This window comes from Acinetobacter sp. ANC_7503 (assembly GCF_056780035.1).
Genome location: NZ_JBWYJA010000012.1, coordinates 76,590 through 103,065, shown reverse-complemented (window position 1 = coordinate 103,065; position 26,476 = coordinate 76,590). Strand labels below are relative to the sequence as shown.

Below are 26,476 nucleotides of genomic sequence, written 5' to 3'. Positions count from 1 at the left end.
GCAACCGATAATTCCGACGGTGCTGCCATGAGTGTTCTTAGTTGCAGGTACAATTTTGCTCTCGTACCTTTTATATATTTTGCGCTAGTATAGGTTCAAACCTTGATCAAGCCAATTGGCTGAGTCGCTTTATTTTCCGTCAGCAGGGCATAAACCATGGTAAAACAAAATGATTCTATAACAGCACAGCCTGATTCACTTGTACCTGATGATAAAAACTTAATCAATATCGTACAATATCTAAAAGATGCACAGTCAAGTCACAAAAGGTCAATCCCACCTCTTGAACAATGGAACCCAAAGCATTGTGGCTCAATGGATTTGAAAGTAAAAGCGAATGGTGAATGGTGGCACGAAGGTCAATTGATTAAAAGACAAAGCCTCATTGACCTATTCTCGACAGTACTGTGGAAAGAAGACAACAAATTTTACTTAAAAACACCCGTTGAGCAAATCGAAATTGAAGTCGAAGATGAACCTTTATTGGTCAATCAGGTAGATCAAGTCGAGATTCAAGGGCTTTCTTATCTACAGCTAACAACGACCACTCAAGATCTCATTATTGTGGATCAAGATCATCCAATCTTTATGCGAGATTTTCAAGGAGAGATGCGTCCTTACGTGCATGTGCGTTTCGGCATCAACGCATTGATACAACGATCAACTTTTTTTCATTTAGTTGAAATGGGGGAGTTGAGCGAAAATGAGCAAGGTGAATCAGTTTTGAATTTAAAAAGTGGTAATCTGCTATTGCAATTAGGGACTTGAGGTTTAAGCTTAGCCCATTCATTTAAGCATTATAAAAGTAGTCGTTGAGATGTCTGCAATTTTACCCCAACCGAGCTCTAATGAGCCTATGCCTCATGCACTTGAACATGCCCCTATTGGGATTTTCGACTCGGGGATTGGTGGTTTATCAGTTGCATTGGAAATAGCAAAATATTTACCCAATGAGCATATCCTTTACTATGCAGATACAGCTCATGTCCCTTATGGTCCGCGCGAAGATCAAGATATTCGTCAGCTCACAGCACATGCAATTGAGTGGTTGTATCGTCAAGGATGTAAAGTTGCGGTTGTTGCGTGTAATACGGCATCAGCTTTTAGTCTGGATTACTTAAGGACACATTATGGTGAGCGATTTCCGATCATTGGGTTGGTTCCTGCGTTAAAACCTGCAGTTTTACAGACACAGTCTAAAGTGGTGGCTGTATTGGCGACTCCAGCGACTTTTAGAGGCCAGTTAATCAAGGATGTAATGCAGAATTTTGCAGATCCTTTAGGTGTTAAAGTTCATCAAGTCACCAGTTTGGATTTGGTTCCTTTCGTGGAAGCAGGGCAACAAAATTCGCAAGCCTGTATTGCAACATTACAACGGATACTTGATCCCGTCATGCAAGATCAAGCCGATTATTTGGTGTTGGGTTGTACGCATTATCCATTTTTAAAATCAGCAATTGAGCATCTTTATACAGAGCGACTGACTTTGGTTGATTCAGGATTTGCTGTTGCACGCCAAACAGCAAGAGTCCTTATCAAAAATAAATTCAATGCTACTCAACCATATGACAAATCAGTGCAGTTGCGTTGTGTCGTCAGTGGCGGAAATGCGCTTGAACTTCAGCCTGTACTTCAAAATATGATCGGGCATGAAATACTATGGTCAATTGAAAATTTAACTGATACATTCGAAGAAGAATGATCAATATCAAGCTATATATTTTAAGCCTTATGAGTAAGGCATTTTTACCTAGATGCAGGATTGGATTAAGGCATGCTAGATAAGCGTTACCAAGTGTTTATTACAACTTCTGGTAAAGAGATGCAGCCAGAGCGTATGGTTGTGTCACAAACGCTGATCGGTATGGGTTTTTTTTCATGGGGTTTAGAACAAAGAACACCTGTAACAACCGCTTTTGCACGCCGTCAAATTGATGATTGTGATTATGTACTTCTGCTTTTAGGAAGCCAGTATGGTGAGCAATCTGTCTCTGGTATTAGTTACATGCACTTGGAATATATCTATGCCGTGACTAAGCAAAAGCCCATTATTGTATTTATGCATGAACAGCCAGAATCGCGTGAGGAGCATTTACGAGAGCATGAAGTGGATCTTCAACAGCGCTTTCAAAATTTCCGTCAACAGATCATTCGAGAAGTTGATCAGGTCGTATTTTTTAAAAGTGCTCGTGAATTAGAGCTAGCACTCAGGTCTCATATGCCTCAAATGCTTGAACGTTACCCTGTTTTGGGTTGGGTAAGACCACAAAGCATTCAAGCAAAACAAGATGAGATTGATCGATTAAGAGCTCAGCTGGCACAAGCAAAAATGGAACAAGCCAAATCTGAAGTCGATCCTTTTCTATCTTTGCCTAGAATAGAGTGGGATGATCAATTCAGTTTTGATTATCGTATGCATGCCTATGTTGATAGTCATTTTAAAGAAATTATTTGTATACGTTCCATGCGATGGCATGAAATTTATACTGTTCTTGAGTCTCAATTTTCCCAAGCAACACCAGAAGATTTTTATTCTAAAGTGTTGAATCAGTATTTGACTGATACGGGGCTGGTCGATGCTCAATTGCAACTTCCTAAGGCACATATGGTATCTAGAGCACAGATTAATGTACGTGCATTGCATACCATCAAGCAACAAATGCGTAATAATGAATGGATCGTTCCTGTAGGACGAGATGATCGTCAGCGGATGTTATGGAAATGCATGAATAAATAGATCAAGTTCATATGATAGTTTTTCTCTTTCATTCACATTTTAAAAAGCAATCATAAAATCACGCCGAATTTACTTAGACTCTGATAAAGTATTTCTTAATTAAACAGTGAATTGATGTGGATCAGATGTCTGAGTTAAAGCCGAAAATCACCGTAATTATTGCCAACTTGGGAACACCAGATGCCCCTACAGTGCCTGCGGTACGAACTTTTCTAAAACAGTTTTTATCTGATCAGCGTGTGATTGAGATTCCATCGTTTTTGTGGAAAATTATCTTACATTGTTTTGTTTTACCATTTCGACCAAAGCATGTTTCTGAAGCATATGCGCAGGTGTGGAATGAAGATTCACCTATGCGTGAAATTCTGTTAAAGCAAACAGATTTAATCCGTCAAAAAGTTATTCAAGATTATCCAGATTTTGAGGTTCAGGTCGTTCCTGCGATGACTTATGGTCATCCTAGTATTCATGATGTTCTAAAAAAACTCTCTCAGACACCGCAAGATCACGTCATTTTATTTCCACTTTTTCCTCAATATTCAGCGACATCTACAGCACCTTTGTATGATGCATTGGCGAAATGGGTTTTAACGCAGAGAAATTTACCTGGCTTAAGTTTAATACGCGATTATTATCAACATCCAAAATTTATTCAGGCTTTGGCAAAGAGTGTTCAGGTTTTTCAGGCGCAACACGGTAAAGCGGAAAAATTATTAATGTCTTTCCATGGGATTCCTCAGCCTTATGCAGATAAAGGTGATCCATATGCCGACCGTTGTAGAGTTACAGCGAAAAAAGTCGCAGAGGCTCTGGGATTACGTGACGATGAATGGGCTATCAGTTTCCAATCACGATTCGGTAAACAGGAGTGGGTCAAGCCATATACAGATGCGTTGCTGACTGAATGGGGACAACAAGGAGTTCAATCTGTCCATGTGCTCAGCCCTGCTTTTTCAGCAGATTGCTTAGAGACTTTAGAAGAGTTGGCTGTGGAAAATGCCGAAACCTTTAAAACGGCGGGCGGGAAAGATTATGTCTATATTCCAGCATTAAACACTGATGCAGCACATATTGATTTGTTGGTCGATTTAGTAGAAGCTCAACTGGATGCACTCAAGATTACCCTTCAACATTCTGCATAAATTTAAAGGTTCCTATGCTTCAAGTTAAAATTATTCCTGTGACAGCATTTCAGCAAAATTGTTCCTTGGTTTGGGATCAAGAGACCAAAGAAGCTGTGTTAATTGATGCTGGAGGTGAGCCTGAAAAAATTATGCAAGTTGTGCAAGAGTTAGACTTAACCGTGAAGGAGCTATGGTTAACTCATGGTCATCTTGATCATGCTGGTGCGGTCGGAGCATTGGCGCGAGAGTGGGGTATTCCAGTAATTGGTCCTCATAAAGAAGATGCATTTTGGTTAGATATGATTCAGGAAGTTTCAGCACGATATGGGTTTCCGATACCTGAACCTGTTGTGGTTGATCAGTGGCTTGAAGGTGGTGAAACTTTAAAATTGGGGGATGAGTCCTTTGAGGTTCGATTCGCTCCCGGTCATACGCCTGGCCACGTCATGTTCTATAATGCTAACTATGGCTTGTTATGGACTGGCGATGTTCTTTTCAAGGGTTCAATTGGTCGAACAGATTTTCCCAAGGGAAATCATCAACAGTTGCTGGATTCGATTGAGAGAGAATGTTTTAGTTTGCCAGATGAAACACAGTTTATTTCAGGGCATGGTCCAATCAGTACCATTGGCTATGAGAAAAAGTTTAACCCGTTTGTGGCAGGTAAAGCTGGTTAATTAAAAACGAAAAAAGTGATCTCGATTGATGTCATTCAATTCCCAAAAGAGAAGGGCAGCGGCTAACACAAATAGTGCAGAGATTAAAATCAAGACGAAATCATGTTGATAAATGCCTAGACCTGCAAAAAGGAGGCCTAGGCAAGATAAAATTATACTGAGTGTGAATGTGAATTTATAAAGTCTCATGTATTTATGAAGGTAGAATTGTTGTTTTAATGTGATTATCATCACAATATCACAACATAAACTTAAATAAAATCACATTTATTGAGTTTTCTTAAAAAAGCTAATTTTTTGTTTGTGTAAATATAATTGAATTATTCTTTTAATATTGAGCAAAGTTGGCATTATTCATGATATTCCCCTTGATCAGCTTGAGGAGAATCCTGTGTCGGAAGGCGATATTCATCATTTGCCCAAGCCCCTAAATCGATAAGTTTGCATCGTTCAGAACAAAATGGACGAAATTCATTGCCAGTCCATTGACTAGGCTGTCCACAGCGTGGGCACGGAAATGTTTTTGGCATAAATCAATCCTAGTAAAATAAAACAGCTAAAATAGGCAAAAGCATCTAGAGTTGCTAGACTTGTCGCGTTTTCATAAGTTTGATCTGATTATGCCGATTCGTCAATTTCAAGCACAGCGTATGCATGCGCCACGCGACTTTCAACCGATTCTAGCTGAACCACTATGTGTTGAGATTGGGGCGGGTAAAGGTAAACATGCTTTATTGTTTGCGCAACAAAATCCGCAAAGACAACTAATCGCGATTGAACGAACTAGAGAAAAATTTCTAGCGATGCAAAAACAGCATCAACTAGAGGGACAAACCAATTTGCGACCTGTACATGCAGATGCAATCCCTTGGATCGTACATGCGCTATTTCCACAGCAAGTTGAAGATTTTTTTATTTTATATCCGAATCCTGAACCTCATAATCCAGCGCAACGTTGGTTGAATATGCCTTTTTTTGAATTTTTACTGTCTCGATTGCAACCGAATGGTACGATCACTTTAGCCAGCAATATTCCTGAATATATTGACGAGGCAGAGGAACAACTGCTTAATGTTTGGAACCTTTCTTATGTTAAAGAACGAATCTCTTCAACTTCGGCAAGAACGCATTTTGAAGTAAAGTATCTAGAGCGTGGTGAATTATGCCAGCAGTTGATTATTCAAAAACCTGAAGCGTACCAAACTCGCTTCGATCACTTTATGCCTCTGCAAGGGCAAATGCCGATCTCTTCTGAAAATCAACAAACGAATAATCTATGAATTTGGAATATTCAAAGCGAATCGCAATCGTAGGCGCAGGTCCAGCAGGTTTAATGGCTGCTGAAGTTTTATCTGCTCATCCTGCATTTGAAGTTCATATTTTTGAACAAAAGCCTTCAGCTGCACGTAAATTTTTGATGGCAGGTAAAACAGGTTTAAATATTTCTCATGCCGAACCTATCGATCAATTTATTGGTCGTTATGATCATGCCGAATGGCTTGCACCTTGGGTAAAAAAATGGGATGCGCGTTGGATTCGAAATTGGATGAAAAACCTAGGGATTGAATCCTATGTTGGAAGCTCTGGTCGTATATTTCCCAATGAAATGAAAGCAGCTCCATTACTGCGTGCTTGGTTAAAAAGTTTAGTAGATACCAAGGTCAATTTTCATTATCGGCATCAAATTACCGCGCTTAATCAAAATGAACTGACAGTTTTTGATACTCAATCCAATTCAATACGAACTGAGCAATTTGATGCGATTGTATTGGCGTGTGGCGCTGTGTCATGGGCGCAGTTGGGTAGTGATGGGGCTTGGCAGTCATGGTTGGCTAAAGAAGAGTTAAAAGCGTTTTCCCCGAGTAATGCTGGTGTAGTCAGAGCTTGGTCTTCGTATATGGAACCTATATTTGGCTCGCCACTCAAACGAGTTGAAGCTTGGGTGGATCATCAGCCCAAAGCTAAGGGGGATATCGTGATCACCCATTATGGTTTGGAGAGTGGGTTGGTCTATAAGCATGGTCGGGCACTTCGAACACAATTGCAATATCAAGATTCCATGGTTTTAAATTTAGATTTACTGCCAGAATTATCTGAGCATGAAATCATCTCTAAACTTAAGAATGCTAAGAAGCAAAGTATTAATAATATTTGGCGAAAATTGGGATTAGACACTGCAAAGTCAAATTTATTACGTGAATTGACCCCAAAGCATGATTGGGCGATTGCAGAGAAAATGGCTCAGCATATTAAACATTTATCTATCAAACTAGATGGTTTTAGACCCATTGAAGAAGCCATTAGCTGCGCAGGTGGTGTACGGGAAATTGCCTTGACTAAACAGTTACAGTTGAAAAGTAATCCAATTGTTTTCTGCTGTGGAGAGATGTTGGATTGGGATGCCCCGACAGGTGGTTATTTACTTACAGCATGTTTTGCAACAGGTCGAGCAGCAGGATTAGGTGTAATTGAATACCTAAATAAAACTGTTGAAAAAGACTAGCCAAGCGCTAGTCTTTATTTATGATTATTTCGCAGTGAGTGCATTTCCTTCAAATTTAATGCCATCCCATCCATGAATCATGAATTGACGGATATTTTGATGATCTGATGCTTCAGGTGTCGCCAGAACAGAAGCGTAGTGTTCTGCAAAAAGCTGTAATGTTTGTTCTTGAGAAAGACCATTTAATTTGGCAAAGGAAAAAACTTTAGCACTCCCTTGATTTTCATTACTGGCATTATATTGTTGACCATTACTAAATGCGGTTGGCGTATGTGTATAACCTGCTTCAATAAATGAAATTACGTCGGCAAATTTTGCTTCGCCATTTTTTAATTGTTCCAATAATGCTTGAGCCATAATTGAGTCCTTACACGTTTAAATTTGCTACATCTTAACGAAAAAACGCGTGAATCCAAGACAATAATTCGTTACTTTTTAAGGTAAAAATATGATCAATACACGAGAACGGACATAATATGAGTTGGTTATGGGTAGCATGTGGTGGAGCGATTGGTGCAACACTTCGATATATGACCAGTATGTGGTTCATGCAAAATGCAGATCAATTTCCATGGGCAACTTGGATTGTGAATATCTTGGGCTGTGTTCTAGCAGGGGGATTTTTTGCATTCAGTTTACAATATCCTGTATTACAACAAGAAGCTCGCCTATTTTTTATGGTTGGCATATTAGGTGGTTTTACCACATTCTCAAGTTTTGGCTTGGAAACTTTTCAATTCATAAAATCTGGGCAATACAATTTGGCACTGATGTATGTTGTGAGTAGTATCATGATTGGACTCTTGGGATTGGTTTTGAGTTTTTCCTTTACTCAATTTTATTTAACCCATAAATAACGATAAGAATAAAAAAAAGCCTAAATTGGAGGAGTAAATTTAGGCTTTAAAATAGTGAGAGTCGAAAATTTTATTATTTACGTTTAAAGCGACCGAAACGCTTATTGAAACTTGCCACACGTCCTTCATTATTAGCTTGACGGACTTCACCAGTATAGAAAGGGTGCGAAGCACTTGAAATATCTAGCGTGACATAGGGGTAAGTTTTCCCTTGATATTCTTTGGTTTGCTTTGACTGAATCGTACTACCGATGATGAAATACTGATCTGAGTTGGTATCATGAAACAGTACTTCATGGTATTCAGGATGAATATTGGGACGCATGGAAACACTCCTAATTATTTATATTTTGTTATAATATAACATAACAACAATGAGCATTGTAAGGTCTTGTTAATTTTTCAATTAGGAACGAGCGTTTCAAACAAATCATTGAGATTGTCATCGACTTTTAAGTTAATCAGATTCCAATAGTGTCCAGAAATCGTACGATTGACCATTAATGTGTCTGGAGAGGGCTTAAATGTATCCCAATACTTAAGTGATTTTTTCACTAAAATGACGCCATCATGATGAGATGAGTTTTTAGCAAAATTGTATTGAGTGGTAAGGGGTCTGAGCAACACTTCTAACCATTGTTTGTAAAGTTCCTCAGGGAATTTTCCTGTTTCAGCAAGAGCATCCAACGCGAATAGATGTTGTTCAATCTCTTGGATATTTTCAGCACGACCAGCGCGAACTAATTTTTTAAATCGATCCACCAGTTCAGCAGATAAGGTTTTAACACCACCAAAATCATAGATGATGACACTACCATCTGAGCGGAAAGCAAAATTGCCAGGATGCGGATCACAATGAAAGCGTTTTAGATAGAAAATCTGATGGCCAAGAGCCTGAATTAGTCGACGACCAATTTCGTTACGTGTTGCAAGCGGCCAAGTGCTTGCGGTTTCAATATTGTCACCTGCTTCTAAGCTCAATGTAAGAACTCGTCTGCTGGAATAATCTTTGAAAACTTGTGGGATAATAATTTTAGAATCCAATGCTTGATGGAAGGTTCTAAATACCTCTAAATTTTGCGCTTCAATTTCATAGTTGAGCTCTTCGTGTAAGCTGTCTTGAATTTCTGCAAATAATCGATCTTGTAATTTTTTATCGACTTTTAATACACCCATCAAACGTAAAGCCAAGCGAACTTGTTTTAGATCGCTTTCGCATGCTTCATCTACGCCTGGGTACTGTACTTTCACAACGACTTCTTGGCCATTTTTTAAGGTTGCTTTATGAACTTGCCCAATCGAAGCTGCTGCAAAAGGTTGTTCATCGAATGTTTTAAAAACCTCTAACAGTGGCTGACCAAGTTCTTTTTCTACTTGTTGCTTGATTTGTTGGAAGGGCATCGCAGGGGCTTGACGTTGTAATTTAGCAATAGCCTTCGCGACTTCAGGCGGGAAAATATCTTTATATTGTGATGCAATTTGACCAACTTTCATTACAGCACCTTTCATTTCCCCAAGGGTATCTGCAATTTGAACACCAATGTCTTGAAATAGCTTACTGCGTGCTTCGTTTTTTTTATCATCATCTGCATTAAAGGTGCGGATAGAGTTGGACACGGTTTTAGTAGCAATACTTGCAGTCATACCTGCGAGTTTCATGAAACGACGGCCGGGAGAGCTCGCTTTGTTTGCCATGAGTTGAGAACCTCGATTCATTATTTTCATCTTCTGATTTGATCATAGGCGACAAATCAAAAGATGCATATTTGAAATTGTTAATGAGTTGTAAGTAAATGATTGGCATAAAAAAATAAATCCCGAGCATCCGGGATTTATTGTTCATGATGATTGACTACGCTCAAGTCGCTGATTATTCATATATAAACGTCCGAGTAAGAGTACACAGGCAATACTTAACCCCACGATCAATCCAATCCATACACCCGCAGGGCCAATGTTGGTAAATCTAGAGAGATATACGCCTACAGGGAATGCAATCACCCAATAGGCAAGCATAGTAATCCACATAGGACCCTTTGTATCTTGCATGCCTCTTAGACAACCTGCAGCACTGATTTGCCAAGCGTCCATCAGTTGGTAAGCAACAGCGAATAGCACCAAGTAAACCGCAATTTGAGTCACCAATACATCAGAGGTATACAACGCGACAATTTGATGGCGGAAGACCCACAATAAAACCATGGTCATTACTGCCAGTACAGTACTTGATGCTAAACCCAACCATTGGACTTTACGCATAGATTGGTAATCCTTTTCACCATAATACGTTCCCACTCGGATGGTAAGTGCGATCGCGAGAGACATCGGGATCATAAATAATTGTGACGTAATGGAGATGGCGATCTGATGCGCTGCTACCGTAATTTCACCCAATGGACTCAATACAATTGCTGCAGTACTGAAAATACTGACTTCAAAGAAGATAGCCAAGCCAATTGGGAAACCTAAAGCAAGGATGCGTTTTAACCAGTAGCGATCAATTTTTTCAAAATGACTAAAGGGTTGGGTTTTTTGATATGCCTGATTATTCAAGATATACAATGCCAACGTGATCAGCATCAGCCACTGTAGAATTGCCGTTGCAAATCCACATCCAGCACTTCCCAATGCAGGAATTGGACCTAGACCATACATAAACACAAAATTAAGCGGAATAAGTACGACTAAGGCCATTAAACTGATCACAGTCACTGGGCGTGGATTACCAATCGCCTCAGAGTATCCTCGTAGTGCAGCAAACATGGTGACCGCTGGCATACCGAATCCAATCGCATGTAAAAATAGGCCAGCTTTAGGGTGAAGTGACTCTGGAACGCCAAGAAGAGGAAGCGTATAGGGGAGAATCTGTAAGACTAGACCAGCAATAATCCCGAGAACTAAAGCAACCCATAATGCTTGTCGTGTAATAGTGGCAATTTTCTCTGGAGTCCTCGCACCGTTTGCTTCAGCAACCAACGGCGTTGTTGCAATCATAATACCGCTAAATAGCAACATGACAGGAATCCAAAGACCTACCCCGACAGCGATTGCTGCTAAGTCTAATGCAGATAAATGTCCTGCCATAATGGTATCAATCAGTCCTAATCCTGCTTGCGAAAATTGCGTAATCAAGATTGGGATCATGAGATGAAATAGTTTTTTTAATTCATAACTGATGTTGGAGGTTGCAGTCACATTAGACACAAAAATTACTCATCGTTTTTATGTGCTTAGAATGAAGGTTTAGCGTTGTAAAGTGAGAAGCACACCTATAAAAATCACCACGCCACCCAAAATGCGCTGCCAATTAATGGCAATTTTTTCTGTACCTAAAATTCCAAAATGGTCGACTATCATGGACATAACAATCTGTCCAAAAATAATTAATGCCGATAAGGTTAAGAAACCTAATTTAGGTGCGGAATAAATACTAATACTGATGGCATAAACACCTAAAAAACCGCCAAGCCAAAGATGCCAAGGAATTTGTACAATTTCGCTCAATTGTGGTTTTTCAGTCTGTTGAAAAAAAACCAGTATTGCGAGAACTATTGTACCAATCAAAAATGATAAAAGTGCAGCTTGTAATGGAGAATATAAATATTCACGTAATTGTGTGTTAATCGCAGTTTGGAAGGTCATTGCGATTCCGATCCCCAGCGCTAAAGGGATAAAGAATAAAAATTGGCTCGCGACTTTAAACATAAATGCACCCACGTCCTTGTTTTATATTGAGTGTAAAGTAAAAACTGAATCAGTTCTGAGCGTTATGGTGTAGTCATGTTAAAATAAGTTTTTTAAGTTTTGAGCTGTACGTTTGGCTACTTTGAATCCACAAGATATTCCATTGTCACTTTATATTCATATGCCGTGGTGTGTGCGTAAATGTCCATATTGCGACTTTAATTCGCATGCAGTACCCAATGGGGCATTGTCCATGACGTTGGAGAAAGAATATTTACAAGCATTGGTTGAGGATTTCAAAACACAGATAAATTTTGCTCAGGGTCGTCAAATTCATAGCGTGTTCATAGGTGGAGGTACTCCTTCTCTCATTTCTGCTCAAGGGTATCAATGGCTATTTGCTCAGCTAAGCGCTTTGATTCCGTTTGAGGATGATTGTGAAATTACCTTAGAAGCCAACCCGGGAACGGTAGAACATGATCCATTTGCAGATTATTTAAAGGCGGGGATCAATCGATTGTCTTTAGGTGTCCAAAGTTTTAACTCGAATCATCTTCAAAAACTGGGGCGTATTCATTCCAACCAAGATGCAATTTCAGCAATTGGTTTGGTGAAGGATGCAGGCTTTAAGCGAATTAATGTTGATTTAATGCACGGCTTACCTGAACAAACGCTTGAACAAGCATTACTTGACTTAAAACTTGCCGTGGAGCACGGTGCTACACATATCTCGTGGTATCAGTTAACCATTGAGCCCAATACCGTATTTTTTCGAACTCAACCTATATTGCCTGTCGATGATGTATTAGAAGAAATTCAGGTACAGGGTGAGGCCTATTTAATCGAAAATGGTTTTACTAACTACGAAGTGTCGGCTTGGCGTAAAGAAAAACCCTCAGCACATAATTTAAATTATTGGCAATTTGGCGATTACTTAGCGATTGGTGCTGGTGCGCATGCTAAAGTGACGCTAAGTGATGGTGTATATCGTTACCAAAAAACACGATTACCGAAAGATTATCTAGCGAAAGTCCCTGCAGAGCATTTGCAGTTTAAGAAAATTGAAGCTGATGAAATGCCATTCGAATTTATGATGAATGCACTTCGACTTAATCAAGGTGTACCAACTTCACATTATGAAGCTCGTACAGGTTTATCTTTGCAATCAATCCAAGATCAAGTTCAATCATTGATTGACAGAAAATTAATGGTAGATGATCCAAACCGTTTGTCATGCACTGCTCAAGGACATTTATATTTGAACTCATTGCTTGAGGAGTTTCTGTAAGTTTTATAGTTAAACTCCAATGTAATTTTTAACAGCGAAACTGTTAAATCCACATTTATTTCGCTTTTTTACTGTGAAAATAATGATGAGTTTTTTTAATGGTTTTCATCAAGATAGGTAATAAAAATGAAATTAGTTCTAGTGGCTTCAATCTTGGGATTGGCATTCGTTGGTTGTGCTGATAAAAAACAAAAATAGTGAGCAAATGTCAGAACAAGAGAGACCAGCGCATTTAAATGCTGAAGCTTCAGCGCCTGTTGATCAAGTTGCTCGTGCTGAAGGTGAACAGGTGATCCATTTTACTGGACCAATGGATTTAACATTAGAGCTAAAAACAAAAGACAATTTTCAGACGGCAGAACTCAGGGATAACTCGGATGCGGTTTATCACTTGAAGAGCGCGGTTGCTGCAAGTGGTGTAAAACTTGCAAATAGAGATGGTGTTTCAATTCATTTTAAAAATTTCAATGGTTTGAATGAGGGAACAGTTGAACTCGTGAAAGATAAGCCAATAGAGATTAAAGAGTACCGAGAGCATTAAAATATATGCATTAATTTACAACACCTGATTGGTTGTTCAATCAGGTGTTTTTTAATCCCTTAATTTGAGCGTTGATCTTCAACATATTTTTTTAAATGATTGGCCATTTCCCACTGAGAACCAATAAAACGATACAGGGCTTCAACTTCTTGTTTTGTCGCGTCTTGAATAAATTTATCGTCTAAAGTTACTTCAATAGTTCGTTCAAATTCTGTGCTATTGGCGTTGATACGATCAAATTCATAGGTAATTTTTGAATGGATTGGGACTTGAGCAAATTGTTCTATGGTTGCGATAACAAACTTCTTATCTTTCTCAAACTCAATCACATGCCATTCATTACTCCAATCTTTTATGCCTTGAATAGGGCTGCTAATAAATTCTTTGAAAGTCGTACCTTTTTGAACACGAATATTCTTAGGCTCAATGGCTTGAGTTGCACCCACATTAATTTTTGGCCAAAGATTCACATTGGTTAAAATATTGAAGACTTCACTCACAGGGCGATGAATAATGACCTCAGCAGATCCACTCGTCGAGTAATTCAAATTCTTTGTTGAATACGTCGTGGTTTTTTGGTGATTTTTAATATCCGATTCAGCGAAGCTATTTGTAGCGAGAAAGACTGCACTGAGTAAAGAGAAGGAGATCAATGTCTTATGCATATTATTTTCCTTTTTGTATATTGATAAAAGCTCATTTGGAATATTTATATCGCTTGATCAAGATACCACTGTTGTATTCTTGCTCTAAATGTAATTTCGTATTCTTAAAGTACAATGGTTTATTGAATTAATAAAAAAAGACCGCCTTGGCGGTCTTTTTTTCTATGAAATCTTAGTAATCAAAACTGAAGTGTTCAGCTTCTAAAGACATTAAAGTTTTCGAAGGGTTAACCATAGATTCAGCATGACCTTGGGCACGTGGAAGTAAACGCTCAAAGTAGAAATCTGCAACTTTGATTTTCGCTTTATAAAACTCAGGAGTTTCTTGACCATCACCTGATGCTAACTTCGCTGATGCCACTGCCGCTTGTTGAGCCCAGTAGTATGCCATCATTGCATAACCAGAGAACATTAAGTAATCCACAGAAGCACTTGAAACGATGTCGCGATCTTTGCGTGCAGCAAGCATAATACGTACAGTTAATGCGTTCCATTGTGCACAAATCTTAGTTAAGTCCCAAGCAAAACGGCGCATGTATTTATTGCGTGCGTGCTGGCCACAGAATTTTAAGATTTCAGCTGTATAGTCACGAACGACTTTACCTTTAGAAGATAACAGTACTTTACGACCGATTAAGTCTAGTGCTTGAACACCAGTTGTACCTTCGTAAAGCGTTGAAATACGCGCATCACGAACGATCTGCTCCATACCATGTTCTTTGATATAACCATGGCCACCAAAGACTTGCATACCGTGGTTTGCTGCTTCTAAACCTAACTCTGTTAAGAAGCCTTTCAAAATTGGGGTATAGAAACCTAATTTATCATCGTAATCATCAAACTTCGCTTGATCACCTTGAGCTAAAGCATCAGTCATTTTGTCAGCAAGCTGTGCAGCATGATAGATCATTGCACGGCCACCTTCAGCAATCGCTTTTTGAGTCAAAAGCATACGGCGAACATCAGCATGATGGATAATTGAGTCAGCTACTTTTTCAGGCTCTTTTTTACCTGAGAGTGCGCGCATTGACATACGTTCTTTTGCATAAGGTAATGCACCTTGGAATGCAAGTTCTGCATGTGCTAAACCTTGAACAGCAGTTCCGATACGCGCCGTATTCATGAAGGTAAACATTGCGTGTAAGCCTTTGTTGACTTCACCAATCAGATAACCCGTTGCAGCATCAAAGTTCAGTACGGCAGTAGCAGATGCTCTGATCCCCATTTTGTGTTCAATAGAACCGCAAGTCACAGGATTGCGTTCGCCTACACCACCATCAGCAGTTGGGATGAATTTTGGAACAATGAATAATGAAATACCACGCGTACCAGCTGGAGAGTCTGGAAGACGTGCCAACACAATATGAATGATATTTTCAGTTAAATCGTGTTCACCCGCAGAAATAAAGATTTTAGTACCTGTGATAGCATAAGTACCGTCACCTTTAGGTTCAGCTTTAGTTTTAACTTGACCCAAGTCTGTACCACATTGTGGTTCAGTCAAACACATTGTGCCTGACCATGTACCAGCAGTGAGGTGAGGCATGTAGGTGTTTTTCTGTTCTTCAGTACCAAATTGCATGATGGTATTCATACAACCCATACTTAAGCCCGGATACATCGTGAAAGACCAGTTTGCTGTACCCATCATTTCTGATTTGATCAGGTTCAGCGACATAGGCAGTGCTTGACCACCAAACTCTTCAGGATAAGAAAGACCTTGCCAGCCACCTTGTACAAACTGCTCGTAAGCTTCTTTGAAACCTTTAGGCGTTTTGACTTCGCCATCTTTAAAATGACAGCCTTCTTCATCTCCAGACTGATTAAGTGGAGATAATACATTTTCACAGAAATCTGCAGCACCTTCGATAATCATATCGACAGTATCAGAGTCAGCAGCTTCGCCGTTGCTTAGAGTTTTATAGTGCGCAGGATAATCAAAAACTTCGTTCATTAAGAAACGAATATCACGTACGGGCGCTTTATATGCAGGCATTGAACTTTTCCTAATTTGAATAGAGAAAATACTTGTTAGATGATCCGATTATTGACCTACAACACTAAAAAAACATTGATGTAAGTCACGGAAATAAATGTCAGAATTGCGAATTAGTGTTTAGGCTCTTGAATGAATATAAACTGAATTTATTTGTTGTAGTAGGAGTTTATTAGGAAAAATAATATTATTAATACATAAGCTTAGGTTGGTTTTGTTGTGTGGATGACCATATGTTTAATTTGAATTTATTCAATTTGAATATGCACTAAAAATATGTCACTAAAATCAATTCGAAGAGATTTAATCGATATTATAGAGAGAAAAAAGTGCAATTTAAAAAATTGCACTATTCACAAGGCACTAAACGTGTGCAAAAAACTAAATAAAATCTTTTAATTCTGGACGCACACCATTCCAAATCGCGAAAGATTCAATCGCTTGTCCAACGAGCATTCCAAATCCTTCTGCAGTCGGAATTCCACGCTGTTTCGCTTGATCAAGGAAAGTGGAAGGTTTGCCATAGGCCATTTCATAGGCATATTTGAATTTTAACTGTTGAGGTAGATTGATTGCATCGCCAGATAAGCTTGCCGAGGTAGCATTAATAACAATATCAAATTCACCTGCTATGTGATCAAGACCACAAGCGTTTAGCTCTAGATCTGGGACAGCAGGTTGTAAGTCCTGAATCAATTGCTCTGCGCGAGCAACCGTTCGATTAGCAATCATGATTTTATTTACACCAGCTTTATGCAGTGGATAAATCACGCCACGTGTTGCACCACCTGCGCCTAAAATAAGCACGGTTGCTTGCTCAAGAGGCCAATTTAAATGTTGAATGGCTGCAACAAGTCCTTGGCCATCGGTATTGTCGCCATGCAATACACCATCTTTCATCCATAGTGTATTTACTGCTTTTGCAATTTTGGCACGTTCAGTGAGTACATCACATTGTGCAAAAGCTTGTTCTTTAAACGGCACCGTGACATTCAGACCAATACCACCAGCCTTAAAAAATTCATTGATACTCTGTGTAAAACCATCGAGAGGAGCAAGGCGTTTGCTATATTCAAGGATCACCCCAGTCTTTTGTGCGAACGCATGATGAAGCTCTGGAGATCGAGATTGTTCAATGGGATTTCCAATTACGGCAAATTGTTTGCGCATTGCTCTAATTCCTGATGAAGAAGTGGCAAACAATATACGTCAAATGCAGAAAGTTCCCAATATGAACATCTTTAATGAAGTGTATTAATGACTTGGGTTACAAATTTCAAATAGGGTATGAAGTAAAATATGCGCAATGTTGAGCAGTAGACCAACAGCTGCAAACACCATCAAGCTAAAACCAAAGCTATCATTGAGTAGTGTTTCTGAAAATATAGTGGTACTGATTGCACTCAAAAGAGCAATAATCAGTGTCCAAAATACGACAACACGTGCGCGAATAGAGTTGTGTTGCATATCGATTCCTTATGCAGAAGTAAAGACTTCCATGAGTAATACAAGTAAAAATTGATTGTACAGTACTTTGCTTAAATTAAACTTAAGAGCTGTGTCAGAAGTGTGACAAAATTTAATCAATTTTATCTATTGTGCCTTTTTTTCTAAGAGAATGTAATGTAATTATTCAATTTCGTTAGACAATGGGATGAATATATTGCTCAACAAAAAAGCCCTGTTTTAACAGGGCGAGTGATTTACATTTAATGCAGTTCAGCGAGCCAATCTCTCGGTTTTAAATAGTAGTCGGTTAATTTTTTTTCAGCAGAGCCTTCATCCCATTCAGGTCTGTATTTCCAACCCGTTAATGGAGGAAGACTTACTAAAATAGACTCAATTCGACCGCCAGTTTGTAATCCAAATAACGTCCCTCGATCGTAAACTAAGTTATATTCCACATAGCGCCCACGACGATACAATTGGAAATCGCGTTGAGCTTCACTATAGGGTTTATCTTGATTACGTTGGAAGATTGGTAGAATCGCATTGAGATATCCATTGCCTACAGCTTGCATGTATTTAAAACAAGTTTCGAAATCCCACTGATTTAAGTCATCAAAAAATAACCCACCGACACCACGTTGTTCATCACGATGCTTCAAATAAAAATAATCGTCACACCATTTTTTATGATCTTGGTAGACATGATCGCCAAAAGGTGCACAAAGATCGTGCGCAGTTTGATGCCATGATTTAACATCTTCATCATTCGGATAAAATGGCGTTAAATCAAAACCGCCGCCAAACCACCAAATAGGATCTTGTCCTTCTTTTTCTGCGACAAATAGTCTTACGTTGGCATGTGAGGTCGGCACATTTGGATTTCTAGGATGGATCACTAAAGAAACCCCCATGGCTTGTGCTTGTGCGCCAGCTATATGTGGGTGCCGTTCGGTAGCAGATGCTGGTAACTTTGAGATATTGATGTGCGAGAACATCACACCACCTTTTTCGATCACTGTACCATCTTGCAATACGCGTGATCTGCCACCACCACCTTCGGGACGTTCCCAATCATCGATCTCAAATTGGGCATTACCGCCACCTTGTTGTTCTTGTTGTTCAAGCGCAGCACAAATTCGAGTTTGTAAGTCGAGTAAAAATTCACGAACACGTTGAATATCTGCAGAAGTCGGGTGTGACATACCAAGCCTCTTGGGCAATGAAAAACTAGCTACATCAAAACATAAATTGTATGAAAGATTAAGGTAATTTTATCGATATAGCAGATCGAGATTTAAGTTTAGTCAGGGTAAACGTACTTTGTGATTTGAATTTGCTTATGAATCCTGACCAAGATACTAGGTTGAATTAAAACAATAAGCTCCTCAAAATAGGACGACTGAAAGCAGTTAAGCTTTTAATATGTGGTGATTTTAAAGGTGGGGATATGTTCGAAAACGTTGTTTCACTGGTGCAAAAATATAATGTTCCAGGTCCTCGATATACGAGCTATCCCACAGTTCCGTATTGGGAGCAGTCGACTTTTGATCGAGTACTATGGCAGCAAAAACTAAAAATACGTTTTGATAAATCGAATAGCCAACATGGTATTAGCCTTTACATTCACTTACCTTTTTGCGAGTCCTTATGTACTTTTTGTGGATGTCATAAAAAAATCACTAAAAAACATGAAATGGAACAGCCCTATATTTTGGCTCTGTTAAAAGAATGGAAATTGTATTGTGAGTTATTTGTAGAGCGTCCTTTGATTAAAGAGATACATCTAGGCGGAGGGACACCTACATTTTTTTCTCCTCAGCATCTTAAACAGTTGATTGATGGGCTTTTAGCGTTATCAGCAGTAGCTGAAGATCATCAATTTAGTTTTGAAGGACATCCTAATAATACTTCCTACGAACATTTAAAGACGCTGTTTGAATTGGGTTTTAGACGCGTTAGTTTTGGTGTGCAGGATTATAATGAAACCGTGCAGAAAGCGATCCACCGAATTCAACCTATTGAACACGTAAAGCAGGTTACAAAATGGGCGCGTGAAATTGGTTATACGTCTATTTCGCATGATTTGGTCTACGGGCTGCCCTTTCAATATTTAGATGATGTTTTAAACACAATTGATCAAACCATTCAAATTAAGCCAGATCGTTTAGCCTTTTACAGTTATGCACATGTACCATGGATCAAAGGTAATGGGCAACGTGGTTTTAAAGACCATGATGTTCCGCGCGATGAAGAGAAAAGACAGTGTTATGAGCAAGGAAAACAAAAATTATTGTCTGCTGGATATCATGAAATAGGAATGGATCATTTTGCGCTTGAGCATGATGATATGTATCAGGTATTTCAAGCCCAACAGTTACATCGTAATTTTATGGGATATACCGTTTCAAAAACAGAAGTGATGATTGGCTTAGGGATGTCAGCTATTGGCGATTGTTGGCAAGGTTTTGCCCAAAATGAAAAGACGCTTGAAAATTATTATGCTCGATTAGAACAAAATGAAATTCCAGTTTTTAAAGGCCATCTTTTAACAGAAGAAGATTTGAAAATCAGAAAACACATTTTAAATCTCATGTGCCACTTTGAGACGAATTGGCAAGGTGACATGGATTTTGCACAGCGACCACAAGTTTTAGAAGATTTAGCTGAAATGCAAAATGACCAACTTGTGAAGATGAGTGAATATGGATTGAAGGTAACGGAAGCTGGAAAACCATTTGTACGAAATATCTGTATGGCTTTCGATTTAAGGTTAAAAAGAAACAAACCTGAAAATCGGATATTTTCTATGACGATATAGTCATCTTCACAAATTAGATTGAGTCTAAGTGAAAAAATACCCCTAAGCATCGGGGTATTTTTTACAACGATTAAATTATGCTGTAGTTAAAAATCATCCTTTTGATACATATGTGACATGCGCTCATGTTTGGTTTTTAAGTATTCTTCATTGAATTTATTCAAACCGACCGTTAACGGGACACGATCAACCACATCAATTCCTAAATCAGTTAAAGCTTTAATTTTGAGAGGATTATTCGTAACCAGTTTGACTTTTTTCACTTGTAAGTGATCCAGCATGATACTGCACATATCGTATTTACGCGCATCAGCGGGTAAGTTGAGCATCAGGTTGGCATCCACTGTGTCATGTCCTTGATCTTGCAAGGCATAAGCACGAATTTTATTGGTTAAACCAATACCACGACCTTCTTGACGTAAATATAAAATTACGCCTTGTCCTGCTTCGTTAATCAGTTTTTGAGTTGCTTGAAGTTGTGGGCCACAATCACATTTTAATGAAGCAAAAGCATCACCTGTTAAACATTCGGAATGGATTCGTACCAAGACAGGAGAGGTGGGTGCTGTATCTAATCCTTTTGACAATGCTACGTGTTCTTCACCTGTTTTAGGATCTTGAAAAACAGTGATTTTAAAATCACCAAAGGCAGTGGGTAATTTAGATGTGGCAACAAACTCTATAGGCACAGCGACTTCCATTACATGTTCATAATTTGGCTAAAGTATAGCTGAATGATCAGACCATAGTTGAGTATCATTGTGCAAATTTACACAGAAGATTTCCTTTTTTTTGCAAAGCACAAGATAATAGTTGATAAGTAGCATCGATATTCAGGATAATCTAGCTACCTAACAACGCCCGTTTAGCGAAAGCTTAACACTGGACCAATATAAATGTGGTTGATTTAAGGTGTTTTTTTTCGATTTCTCGATCAATAAGAAGAATCGAGCTAACCCATTTACCTAGCTTAGGATTTGCCAGGCTTTAGAAGGCATTGCCACATATGTTGTATACCGAAATACCTAGTCAACGTCCTGTTACGCCTTTGTTGGATGCGATTGATCATCCAATGCAATTGCGTCAACTAGCCAAAGAACAATTGAGTCAAGTGTCGGACGAGCTACGTCAATTTATTTTGTATGCTGCTGGACAAAGTGGTGGGCATTTCGGTGCCAATCTGGGTGTAATCGAATTAACTGTTGCTTTGCATTATTGTTTCAATACACCACATGATCGTCTTATTTGGGATGTGGGTCATCAAGCATATCCACATAAAGCTTTGACTGGACGTCGTGAGCAACTAACAACAATTCGTGCAAAAAATGGCTTAGCGGCGTTCCCCGCTCGTGAAGAGTCTGAGTTTGATACTTTTGGTGTGGGCCACTCATCAACTGCTATTTCAGCGGGTTTGGGAATGGCTTTAGCTCGTCGTTATCAAAAAGATCCTTGTGAAGTGGTTGCAATTATCGGTGATGGTGCAATGACAGCAGGGATGGCATTCGAAGCCATGAATGATGCTGTTGCACATAATGCTGATCTCATGGTGGTACTGAACGATAATGATATGTCGATTTCATGTAGCACGGGTGGTTTTGCAAAACATTTGGCTGCGATTTGGGAAAAAGGGCAATCTGTACACATTGATGAGCAGGGTAATCCATTTATTCGGGATTATCCTGAGTGGGACTACACTTCACGCTTACATTGTGCTGCTACAGAGGCTGCAGATAACTTATTTAAAGCGATTGGATTTGACTATTTTGGTCCATTCGATGGTCATAATGTTGATGAACTTGTTAATGTATTTAGTGCCTTAAAAAAACGTAAGGGGCCGCGCTTAATTCATATCTATACCAAGAAAGGTAAGGGCTTCGCACCTGCTGAAGTAGATCAAATAAAATATCACGCAATTGCTAAATTAAATGCTGCATCAGCTTCAACAAAAGCACCCAAATATTCTGATGTTTTTGGGCAATGGTTGTGTGATGAAGCCCAGTTGGATGATAAGTTGTTAGCCATTACACCTGCCATGTGTGAAGGTTCAGGTATGGTGCAATTCGCCAAACAATATCCTGATCGTTACTTTGATGTGGCAATTGCAGAACAACATGCAGTGACCTTAGCTGCTGGTATGGCATGTGAAGGTTTAAAACCAGTAGTGGCAATTTATTCAACCTTCTTACAGCGTGGTTATGATCAGCTCATTCATGATGTGGCATTACAAAACCTTGATGTCACATTTGGTATCGATCGTGCAGGTTTAGTAGGTGAGGATGGACCAACTCATGCTGGTGCATATGATTACGCATTTATGCGTACAGTTCCGAATATCGTGATTATGGCACCAAAAGATGAAAATGAATGCCGTCAAATGCTACATACCGCTTATTTGCACCCGGGTCCTGCTGCAGTACGTTATCCACGCGGAAATGGTTTAGGTGTTGAAATTCAAAAAGAACTGACAGCGCTTGAAATTGGTAAAGCTGAGTTAACTTTGGAGCTGAATGTAAAAGCCGAAGAAGTGATTACTATTTTAGCTTTCGGTAGCCGCGTGAGTGTTGCAGAACATGCTGCTCAGCTTTTAGTTGATCAATTGGATGTTGCAGTACGCGTTGTGAATATGCGTTTTGTTAAACCCCTAGATGGTCAAATCATTCGACAATATGCAGATCAAACCCAACTTTTTGTAACGGTTGAAGAGCATGCAGTCATGGGTGGTGCTGGAAGTGCTGTGAATGAATTTATAATGGCCGATCACATTCTTAAGCCAGTTTTGAACATAGGTTTACCTGATCAATTCTTAGCGCAAGCCAGTCATGCTGAGATGCTTAAAGATTGTGGATTAGATGCAGAAGGTATTCAATCTTCAATTCAACAAGCTTGGTTAAAACTTGTACAGGTGGTTTAAATACAAGTCATAAAATTTTAGAAACATTTTTTACCTAAAAGCGTCGATATTTGATAAAATGTCGGCGCTTTTATGCATTATTCTTTATCAGTATCTTCAAATTTGTAGTGGGTGTTCAATGGAACCTATGGTGGTGATGGCTGCGCGTGCGGCTCAAACAGTTGGTCAAGAGCTTTTAAAAGCGCATCAGAATCGTCATAAACTTGATCTGCAAGTTGAAGAAAAAGGTATCGAAGGTCCTGTGACTCGCGTTGATCGCTATGTTGAAGAGTTGACGATCGATATCTTGCGCAAAAGCTATAAAAATCACAGCTTCCTTGGTGAAGAGTTTGGTATGCAAGAAGGTAAAGGTCACGATGCTGACTGGTGTTGGGTGATCGATCCTTTAGATGGTACTTTAAACTTCATTAATGGTGTCCCACACTTCTGTATTTCTATTGCAGTTCAACACAAAGGCGTGACTCAACACGGTGTTGTGTATGACCCAATCAAAGATGAATTGTTCTCTGCGAGTCGCGGTCGCGGTGCAATGATGAACCAACGTCGTATTCGTGTGAATGTAAAAGATAGTTTAGATCGTACATTCTTGGCTGTTGGTCATGCATATCGTGCTAAACGCGATGGCGAAGTAGTTTCTTATGCAAAAAATCACTTCGATTCTTTGTTGGCTGTATCTGAACAAGGTGCTCAATTCCGCCGTTTAGGTTCGGCAGCACTTGACTTAGCTTATGTTGCTGCTGGTCGTTACGATGGTTATTTCGAACTTGGTTTGAAACCATGGGATATCGCAGCGGGTGAGCTAATTGTTAAAGAGGCTGGTGGTACAGTAGTTGATGCGCGCGGTGGTTCAAATTCAATGGAAAATGGTCAAGTCTTGGCTTGTTCTATGAAATTATTGAAACCATTGATGCAAGCAGTTGTCCCAGCCTGGGGTGCTGCTGCTAAATAAGCAGATCAAATTTATGAAAGCTCCCTAACTGGGAGCTTTTTTATGTCCAAAACATGATAAATTTGAATATTTGTACTTGAATGCACCAAAAAGCAATTAAACTTAATGACATTATAAAAAAATCTGTTATACTCCGCGCACGCACTAAATTTCGTTCATTACCTGAACATTTCTCTTCTATATTGTGTATGCGCGTCCGGTCCAAAGAGAGGACATTATTTCGCGCCCCACCCAATCGCTAAAAGCGATTCCTTCAGGTTCAGGCTGTAATCATGTGTGCGTTATACGCATCGTCGTTCTCGGATCGCCGCTGATTCTATATTTTCAGCGATTATTGCTGTACCGCTTTTTGCCGATGTCCATCAGACTTTATTTAATGGAGCACCCAATTTTCGGGTGAAAAACTCTATGAGCAAAACTTTTGCTGATTTTCCACTACACGAATCACTTCAACAAGCATTACAAGCATTAGGCTTTACATCGCCTACTCCTGTTCAGGAACAATCAATTCCTGCTGCTTTAGATGGTAAAGATCTTTTAGTATCAAGCCAAACAGGTTCTGGTAAAACTGCTGCATTCTTATTACCTACACTTCACGCTTTAGCGGGTAGTGAAGATACGTTGCTTTCTTTCAAAGAGCGTATGCGTGCTGTAACCGCACCTACAATTTTAGTACTTTGCCCAACACGTGAATTGGCTCAACAGGTGAGCCAAGATGCGATTGCATTTGTACGTCACATGAAAGGTGTTCGTATTGCTGCGATTATGGGTGGTATGCCTTTTGGTAAACAAATCCAACAATTAAAAGGTGCACAAGTTGTTGTGGCGACTCCAGGTCGTTTACTTGATCTAGTAAACCGTCGTCAAATCAAATTGGACAAAGTTAAATCATTAATCGTAGATGAAGCAGACCGTATGCTTGATCTTGGTTTCTCTGAAGATTTAGAGGCGATCAGTGATTTAGCGGGTAACCGTGATCAAACATTAATGTTCTCTGCGACTTTCGCACCACGTATTATTACGTTGGCAGAACGTATGATGAATGAACCAGAACGTATTGCGATTGAAACTGGTCACACGACGAATACTGACATCACTCAGACTTTACATTGGACTGATGGTTTTGAGCACAAGAAAAAGCTTTTAACACATTGGTTAAATGAAGAAGATCTTGATCAAGCTGTTGTATTTGCTTCTACGCAAGAAGATACAGATATGCTTGCAGAAGAACTGTCTGAAGCTGGTCTTTCAGTTGTAGCACTTCATGGTGCAATGCCACAGACTGTACGTAACCGTCGTTTGCGCAGCATCCGTGAAGGTCGCGCAAAAATTTTAGTTGCAACTGATGTTGCAGCACGTGGTCTAGATGTACCAACAATTTCACACGTGATTAACTTTGGTCTTCCAATGAAGAACGAAGATTATGTACACCGTATTGGTCGTACAGGTCGCGCAGGTCGTACTGGTAAAGCAATCACATTAGCGACCTACCGTGAACGTGGTAAAATTCGTGCTTTAGAAGACTACTTAGATGCACGTCTAGAAGTTTCTGAAATTGAAGGTCTTGAGCCATCTCCACCTCCAGCACGCGGTAGTCGTGATGGCGCTGGTCGCGGTCGTGGCCGTGGTGGTGAAGGCCGTGGCCGTGGTGGTTTCGGTGGTGGTCGTCGTTTTGAAGGTGAATCAAACTTCAAACGTCGCGAAGGTAACCGTGATGGCGAACGCCGTTCGTTTGGTGAAGATCGTCCACGTCGTGAATTCAATGGTGAGGATCGTCCACGTCGCGAGTTTAACAACGACCGTCCACGTCGTGAATTTAATGGCGAAGATCGTCCGCGTCGCGAGTTCAACAACGATCGTCCACGTCGTGAATTCAATAGTGAAGATCGTCCACGTCGCGAGTTTAACAATGACCGTCCACGTCGTGAGTTTAATGGCGAAGATCGTCCACGTCGCGATTTCGGTGACCGTCCGCAACGTTCATTTGATGATCGTCCAAAGCGTGATTTCGGTGATCGCCCTCGTTCTAACGATGACAATCGTGGTAACCGTGTAGATTATAAACCTCGTGAAAACAGTTTTGGTGACCGCCCAAAACGTGATTTCGGTGACCGTCCAGCACGTCGTGAAGGTGGTTTTGATCGTCCAAAACGTACATTTGGTGATGACCGTCCAAAGCGTGAATTCAATAGCGATCGCCCACGTCGTAAATTTAACGACTAATCGGTAAAGCTAAATAAAAACCAGCCTTTGGGCTGGTTTTTTATTGCTCATATA

General features: G+C 39.7%; 26 protein-coding genes. 14 read left to right on the top strand and 12 right to left on the bottom strand.

Annotated features, from left to right (window positions below):
* Positions 1–156 precede the first annotated feature (156 nt).
* From AC1M9M_RS12920 to AC1M9M_RS12900, 5 genes are all read left to right on the top strand, one after another.
* A complete protein-coding gene (locus AC1M9M_RS12920) occupies positions 157–768 on the top strand; it encodes a DUF1285 domain-containing protein (protein ID WP_035264966.1) in 612 nt (203 codons plus the stop codon).
* 49 nt (positions 769–817) lie between these two features.
* Positions 818–1,702: a glutamate racemase gene (gene murI / locus AC1M9M_RS12915; RefSeq protein ID WP_481592062.1), complete on the top strand. Its 885-nt coding sequence runs from the start codon at positions 818–820 to the stop codon at positions 1,700–1,702.
* 72 nt (positions 1,703–1,774) lie between these two features.
* A complete protein-coding gene (locus tag AC1M9M_RS12910; RefSeq protein ID WP_481586764.1) occupies positions 1,775–2,737 on the top strand; it encodes a DUF4062 domain-containing protein in 963 nt (320 codons plus the stop codon).
* A gap of 125 nt (positions 2,738–2,862) precedes the next feature.
* Positions 2,863–3,879, top strand: coding sequence for a ferrochelatase (hemH, locus tag AC1M9M_RS12905; RefSeq protein ID WP_481596527.1), 1,017 nt, complete (start codon positions 2,863–2,865; stop codon positions 3,877–3,879).
* 14 nt (positions 3,880–3,893) lie between these two features.
* Positions 3,894–4,538 (top strand): MBL fold metallo-hydrolase, encoded by a 645-nt coding sequence (locus tag AC1M9M_RS12900; RefSeq protein WP_092768141.1) that lies wholly within the window; start codon positions 3,894–3,896, stop codon positions 4,536–4,538.
* Positions 4,539–4,888: 350 nt separating this feature from the next.
* On the opposite strand, the gene AC1M9M_RS12895 is transcribed toward AC1M9M_RS12900, so the two are convergent.
* A complete protein-coding gene (locus AC1M9M_RS12895) occupies positions 4,889–5,068 on the bottom strand; it encodes a DNA gyrase inhibitor YacG (RefSeq protein ID WP_035264978.1) in 180 nt (59 codons plus the stop codon).
* 84 nt (positions 5,069–5,152) lie between these two features.
* Between AC1M9M_RS12895 and AC1M9M_RS12890 the strand changes: the two genes are divergently transcribed.
* Together AC1M9M_RS12890 and AC1M9M_RS12885 are read left to right on the top strand one after the other, a co-directional pair.
* Positions 5,153–5,818: a class I SAM-dependent methyltransferase gene (locus AC1M9M_RS12890; RefSeq protein ID WP_481596541.1), complete on the top strand. Its 666-nt coding sequence runs from the start codon at positions 5,153–5,155 to the stop codon at positions 5,816–5,818.
* A complete protein-coding gene (locus tag AC1M9M_RS12885; RefSeq protein WP_481596526.1) occupies positions 5,815–7,041 on the top strand; it encodes a TIGR03862 family flavoprotein in 1,227 nt (408 codons plus the stop codon). The genes AC1M9M_RS12890 and AC1M9M_RS12885 overlap by 4 nt, the downstream gene beginning before the upstream one ends.
* A 24-nt stretch (positions 7,042–7,065) precedes the next feature.
* On the opposite strand, the gene AC1M9M_RS12880 is transcribed toward AC1M9M_RS12885, so the two are convergent.
* A complete protein-coding gene (locus AC1M9M_RS12880; protein ID WP_035264987.1) occupies positions 7,066–7,398 on the bottom strand; it encodes a HopJ type III effector protein in 333 nt (110 codons plus the stop codon).
* Between the two features lie 119 nt (positions 7,399–7,517).
* Between AC1M9M_RS12880 and crcB the strand changes: the two genes are divergently transcribed.
* A complete protein-coding gene (gene crcB, locus AC1M9M_RS12875; protein ID WP_481596525.1) occupies positions 7,518–7,898 on the top strand; it encodes a fluoride efflux transporter CrcB in 381 nt (126 codons plus the stop codon).
* A gap of 73 nt (positions 7,899–7,971) precedes the next feature.
* On the opposite strand, the gene AC1M9M_RS12870 is transcribed toward crcB, so the two are convergent.
* The 4 genes from AC1M9M_RS12870 to AC1M9M_RS12855 all read right to left on the bottom strand — a co-directional run bounded on the left by AC1M9M_RS12870 (position 7,972) and on the right by AC1M9M_RS12855 (position 11,603).
* Complete coding sequence (locus tag AC1M9M_RS12870; RefSeq protein WP_481596524.1) at positions 7,972–8,223, bottom strand: type B 50S ribosomal protein L31; 252 nt, start codon at positions 8,221–8,223, stop codon at positions 7,972–7,974.
* Positions 8,224–8,300: 77 nt separating this feature from the next.
* Positions 8,301–9,593, bottom strand: a complete 1,293-nt coding sequence (locus AC1M9M_RS12865; protein ID WP_481596523.1) for an ABC1 kinase family protein — start codon at positions 9,591–9,593, stop codon at positions 8,301–8,303.
* A gap of 144 nt (positions 9,594–9,737) precedes the next feature.
* A complete protein-coding gene (locus AC1M9M_RS12860) occupies positions 9,738–11,042 on the bottom strand; it encodes an MATE family efflux transporter (protein WP_481596540.1) in 1,305 nt (434 codons plus the stop codon).
* A gap of 99 nt (positions 11,043–11,141) precedes the next feature.
* Positions 11,142–11,603 (bottom strand): DMT family transporter, encoded by a 462-nt coding sequence (locus tag AC1M9M_RS12855; protein WP_035264998.1) that lies wholly within the window; start codon positions 11,601–11,603, stop codon positions 11,142–11,144.
* Positions 11,604–11,715: 112 nt separating this feature from the next.
* Here AC1M9M_RS12855 and hemW point away from each other — a divergent pair, with 112 nt between their 5' ends.
* A complete protein-coding gene (gene hemW, locus AC1M9M_RS12850; RefSeq protein WP_481596522.1) occupies positions 11,716–12,870 on the top strand; it encodes a radical SAM family heme chaperone HemW in 1,155 nt (384 codons plus the stop codon).
* 205 nt (positions 12,871–13,075) lie between these two features.
* Entirely contained in the window at positions 13,076–13,411 is a 336-nt protein-coding gene (locus AC1M9M_RS12845) for a hypothetical protein (RefSeq protein ID WP_481596521.1), read from the top strand.
* 59 nt (positions 13,412–13,470) lie between these two features.
* On the opposite strand, the gene AC1M9M_RS12840 is transcribed toward AC1M9M_RS12845, so the two are convergent.
* The 5 genes from AC1M9M_RS12840 to hemF form a co-directional block, all read right to left on the bottom strand.
* On the bottom strand, positions 13,471–14,076 hold the full coding sequence (locus AC1M9M_RS12840) for an SRPBCC family protein (protein ID WP_481596520.1): 606 nt from the start codon (positions 14,074–14,076) through the stop codon (positions 13,471–13,473).
* A gap of 172 nt (positions 14,077–14,248) precedes the next feature.
* Entirely contained in the window at positions 14,249–16,072 is a 1,824-nt protein-coding gene (locus AC1M9M_RS12835; RefSeq protein ID WP_481596519.1) for an acyl-CoA dehydrogenase C-terminal domain-containing protein, read from the bottom strand.
* Between the two features lie 381 nt (positions 16,073–16,453).
* Positions 16,454–17,242 carry a shikimate dehydrogenase gene (gene aroE / locus AC1M9M_RS12830; RefSeq protein WP_481596518.1) on the bottom strand — a complete coding sequence of 263 codons (789 nt, stop codon included), beginning with the start codon at positions 17,240–17,242 and terminating at the stop codon, positions 16,454–16,456.
* An 84-nt stretch (positions 17,243–17,326) separates the two neighbouring features.
* Positions 17,327–17,539 (bottom strand): hypothetical protein, encoded by a 213-nt coding sequence (locus tag AC1M9M_RS12825; protein WP_481596517.1) that lies wholly within the window; start codon positions 17,537–17,539, stop codon positions 17,327–17,329.
* A gap of 242 nt (positions 17,540–17,781) precedes the next feature.
* A complete protein-coding gene (hemF, locus tag AC1M9M_RS12820) occupies positions 17,782–18,723 on the bottom strand; it encodes an oxygen-dependent coproporphyrinogen oxidase (protein ID WP_035265021.1) in 942 nt (313 codons plus the stop codon).
* 245 nt (positions 18,724–18,968) lie between these two features.
* Here hemF and hemN point away from each other — a divergent pair, with 245 nt between their 5' ends.
* On the top strand, positions 18,969–20,339 hold the full coding sequence (gene hemN / locus AC1M9M_RS12815; protein ID WP_481596516.1) for an oxygen-independent coproporphyrinogen III oxidase: 1,371 nt from the start codon (positions 18,969–18,971) through the stop codon (positions 20,337–20,339).
* Positions 20,340–20,425: 86 nt separating this feature from the next.
* Here the strand turns inward: hemN and ribA are convergent, their stop codons facing one another.
* On the bottom strand, positions 20,426–21,028 hold the full coding sequence (ribA, locus tag AC1M9M_RS12810) for a GTP cyclohydrolase II (RefSeq protein ID WP_180028265.1): 603 nt from the start codon (positions 21,026–21,028) through the stop codon (positions 20,426–20,428).
* Positions 21,029–21,345: 317 nt separating this feature from the next.
* Here ribA and dxs point away from each other — a divergent pair, with 317 nt between their 5' ends.
* The 3 genes from dxs to AC1M9M_RS12795 all read left to right on the top strand — a co-directional run bounded on the left by dxs (position 21,346) and on the right by AC1M9M_RS12795 (position 26,422).
* On the top strand, positions 21,346–23,250 hold the full coding sequence (dxs, locus tag AC1M9M_RS12805) for a 1-deoxy-D-xylulose-5-phosphate synthase (protein WP_481596515.1): 1,905 nt from the start codon (positions 21,346–21,348) through the stop codon (positions 23,248–23,250).
* Positions 23,251–23,368: 118 nt separating this feature from the next.
* Complete coding sequence (locus tag AC1M9M_RS12800) at positions 23,369–24,199, top strand: inositol monophosphatase family protein (protein WP_035265030.1); 831 nt, start codon at positions 23,369–23,371, stop codon at positions 24,197–24,199.
* A 408-nt stretch (positions 24,200–24,607) separates the two neighbouring features.
* Entirely contained in the window at positions 24,608–26,422 is a 1,815-nt protein-coding gene (locus AC1M9M_RS12795) for a DEAD/DEAH box helicase (RefSeq protein WP_481596539.1), read from the top strand.
* Positions 26,423–26,476: the final 54 nt, after the last annotated feature.

Excerpts from the sequence above, each read along its gene's own strand:
- hemF (WP_035265021.1), bottom strand. The coding sequence starts at position 18,723 with ATGTCACACCCGACTTCTGCAGATATTCAACGTGTTCGTGAATTTTTA.
- AC1M9M_RS12865 (WP_481596523.1), bottom strand. The coding sequence starts at position 9,593 with ATGGCAAACAAAGCGAGCTCTCCCGGCCGTCGTTTCATGAAACTCGCA.
- murI (WP_481592062.1), top strand. The coding sequence starts at position 818 with ATGTCTGCAATTTTACCCCAACCGAGCTCTAATGAGCCTATGCCTCAT.
- AC1M9M_RS12835 (WP_481596519.1), bottom strand. The coding sequence starts at position 16,072 with ATGCCTGCATATAAAGCGCCCGTACGTGATATTCGTTTCTTAATGAAC.
- AC1M9M_RS12900 (WP_092768141.1), top strand. The coding sequence starts at position 3,894 with ATGCTTCAAGTTAAAATTATTCCTGTGACAGCATTTCAGCAAAATTGT.
- AC1M9M_RS12800 (WP_035265030.1), top strand. The coding sequence starts at position 23,369 with ATGGAACCTATGGTGGTGATGGCTGCGCGTGCGGCTCAAACAGTTGGT.
- crcB (WP_481596525.1), top strand. The coding sequence starts at position 7,518 with ATGAGTTGGTTATGGGTAGCATGTGGTGGAGCGATTGGTGCAACACTT.
- AC1M9M_RS12910 (WP_481586764.1), top strand. The coding sequence starts at position 1,775 with ATGCTAGATAAGCGTTACCAAGTGTTTATTACAACTTCTGGTAAAGAG.
- AC1M9M_RS12895 (WP_035264978.1), bottom strand. The coding sequence starts at position 5,068 with ATGCCAAAAACATTTCCGTGCCCACGCTGTGGACAGCCTAGTCAATGG.
- AC1M9M_RS12825 (WP_481596517.1), bottom strand. The coding sequence starts at position 17,539 with ATGCAACACAACTCTATTCGCGCACGTGTTGTCGTATTTTGGACACTG.
- AC1M9M_RS12855 (WP_035264998.1), bottom strand. The coding sequence starts at position 11,603 with ATGTTTAAAGTCGCGAGCCAATTTTTATTCTTTATCCCTTTAGCGCTG.
- hemN (WP_481596516.1), top strand. The coding sequence starts at position 18,969 with ATGTTCGAAAACGTTGTTTCACTGGTGCAAAAATATAATGTTCCAGGT.
- AC1M9M_RS12860 (WP_481596540.1), bottom strand. The coding sequence starts at position 11,042 with ATGATCCCAATCTTGATTACGCAATTTTCGCAAGCAGGATTAGGACTG.
- AC1M9M_RS12840 (WP_481596520.1), bottom strand. The coding sequence starts at position 14,076 with ATGCATAAGACATTGATCTCCTTCTCTTTACTCAGTGCAGTCTTTCTC.
- AC1M9M_RS12880 (WP_035264987.1), bottom strand. The coding sequence starts at position 7,398 with ATGGCTCAAGCATTATTGGAACAATTAAAAAATGGCGAAGCAAAATTT.
- AC1M9M_RS12920 (WP_035264966.1), top strand. The coding sequence starts at position 157 with ATGGTAAAACAAAATGATTCTATAACAGCACAGCCTGATTCACTTGTA.
- aroE (WP_481596518.1), bottom strand. The coding sequence starts at position 17,242 with ATGCGCAAACAATTTGCCGTAATTGGAAATCCCATTGAACAATCTCGA.
- AC1M9M_RS12795 (WP_481596539.1), top strand. The coding sequence starts at position 24,608 with ATGAGCAAAACTTTTGCTGATTTTCCACTACACGAATCACTTCAACAA.
- AC1M9M_RS12845 (WP_481596521.1), top strand. The coding sequence starts at position 13,076 with ATGTCAGAACAAGAGAGACCAGCGCATTTAAATGCTGAAGCTTCAGCG.
- AC1M9M_RS12870 (WP_481596524.1), bottom strand. The coding sequence starts at position 8,223 with ATGCGTCCCAATATTCATCCTGAATACCATGAAGTACTGTTTCATGAT.
- dxs (WP_481596515.1), top strand. The coding sequence starts at position 21,346 with ATGTTGTATACCGAAATACCTAGTCAACGTCCTGTTACGCCTTTGTTG.
- AC1M9M_RS12885 (WP_481596526.1), top strand. The coding sequence starts at position 5,815 with ATGAATTTGGAATATTCAAAGCGAATCGCAATCGTAGGCGCAGGTCCA.
- hemH (WP_481596527.1), top strand. The coding sequence starts at position 2,863 with ATGTCTGAGTTAAAGCCGAAAATCACCGTAATTATTGCCAACTTGGGA.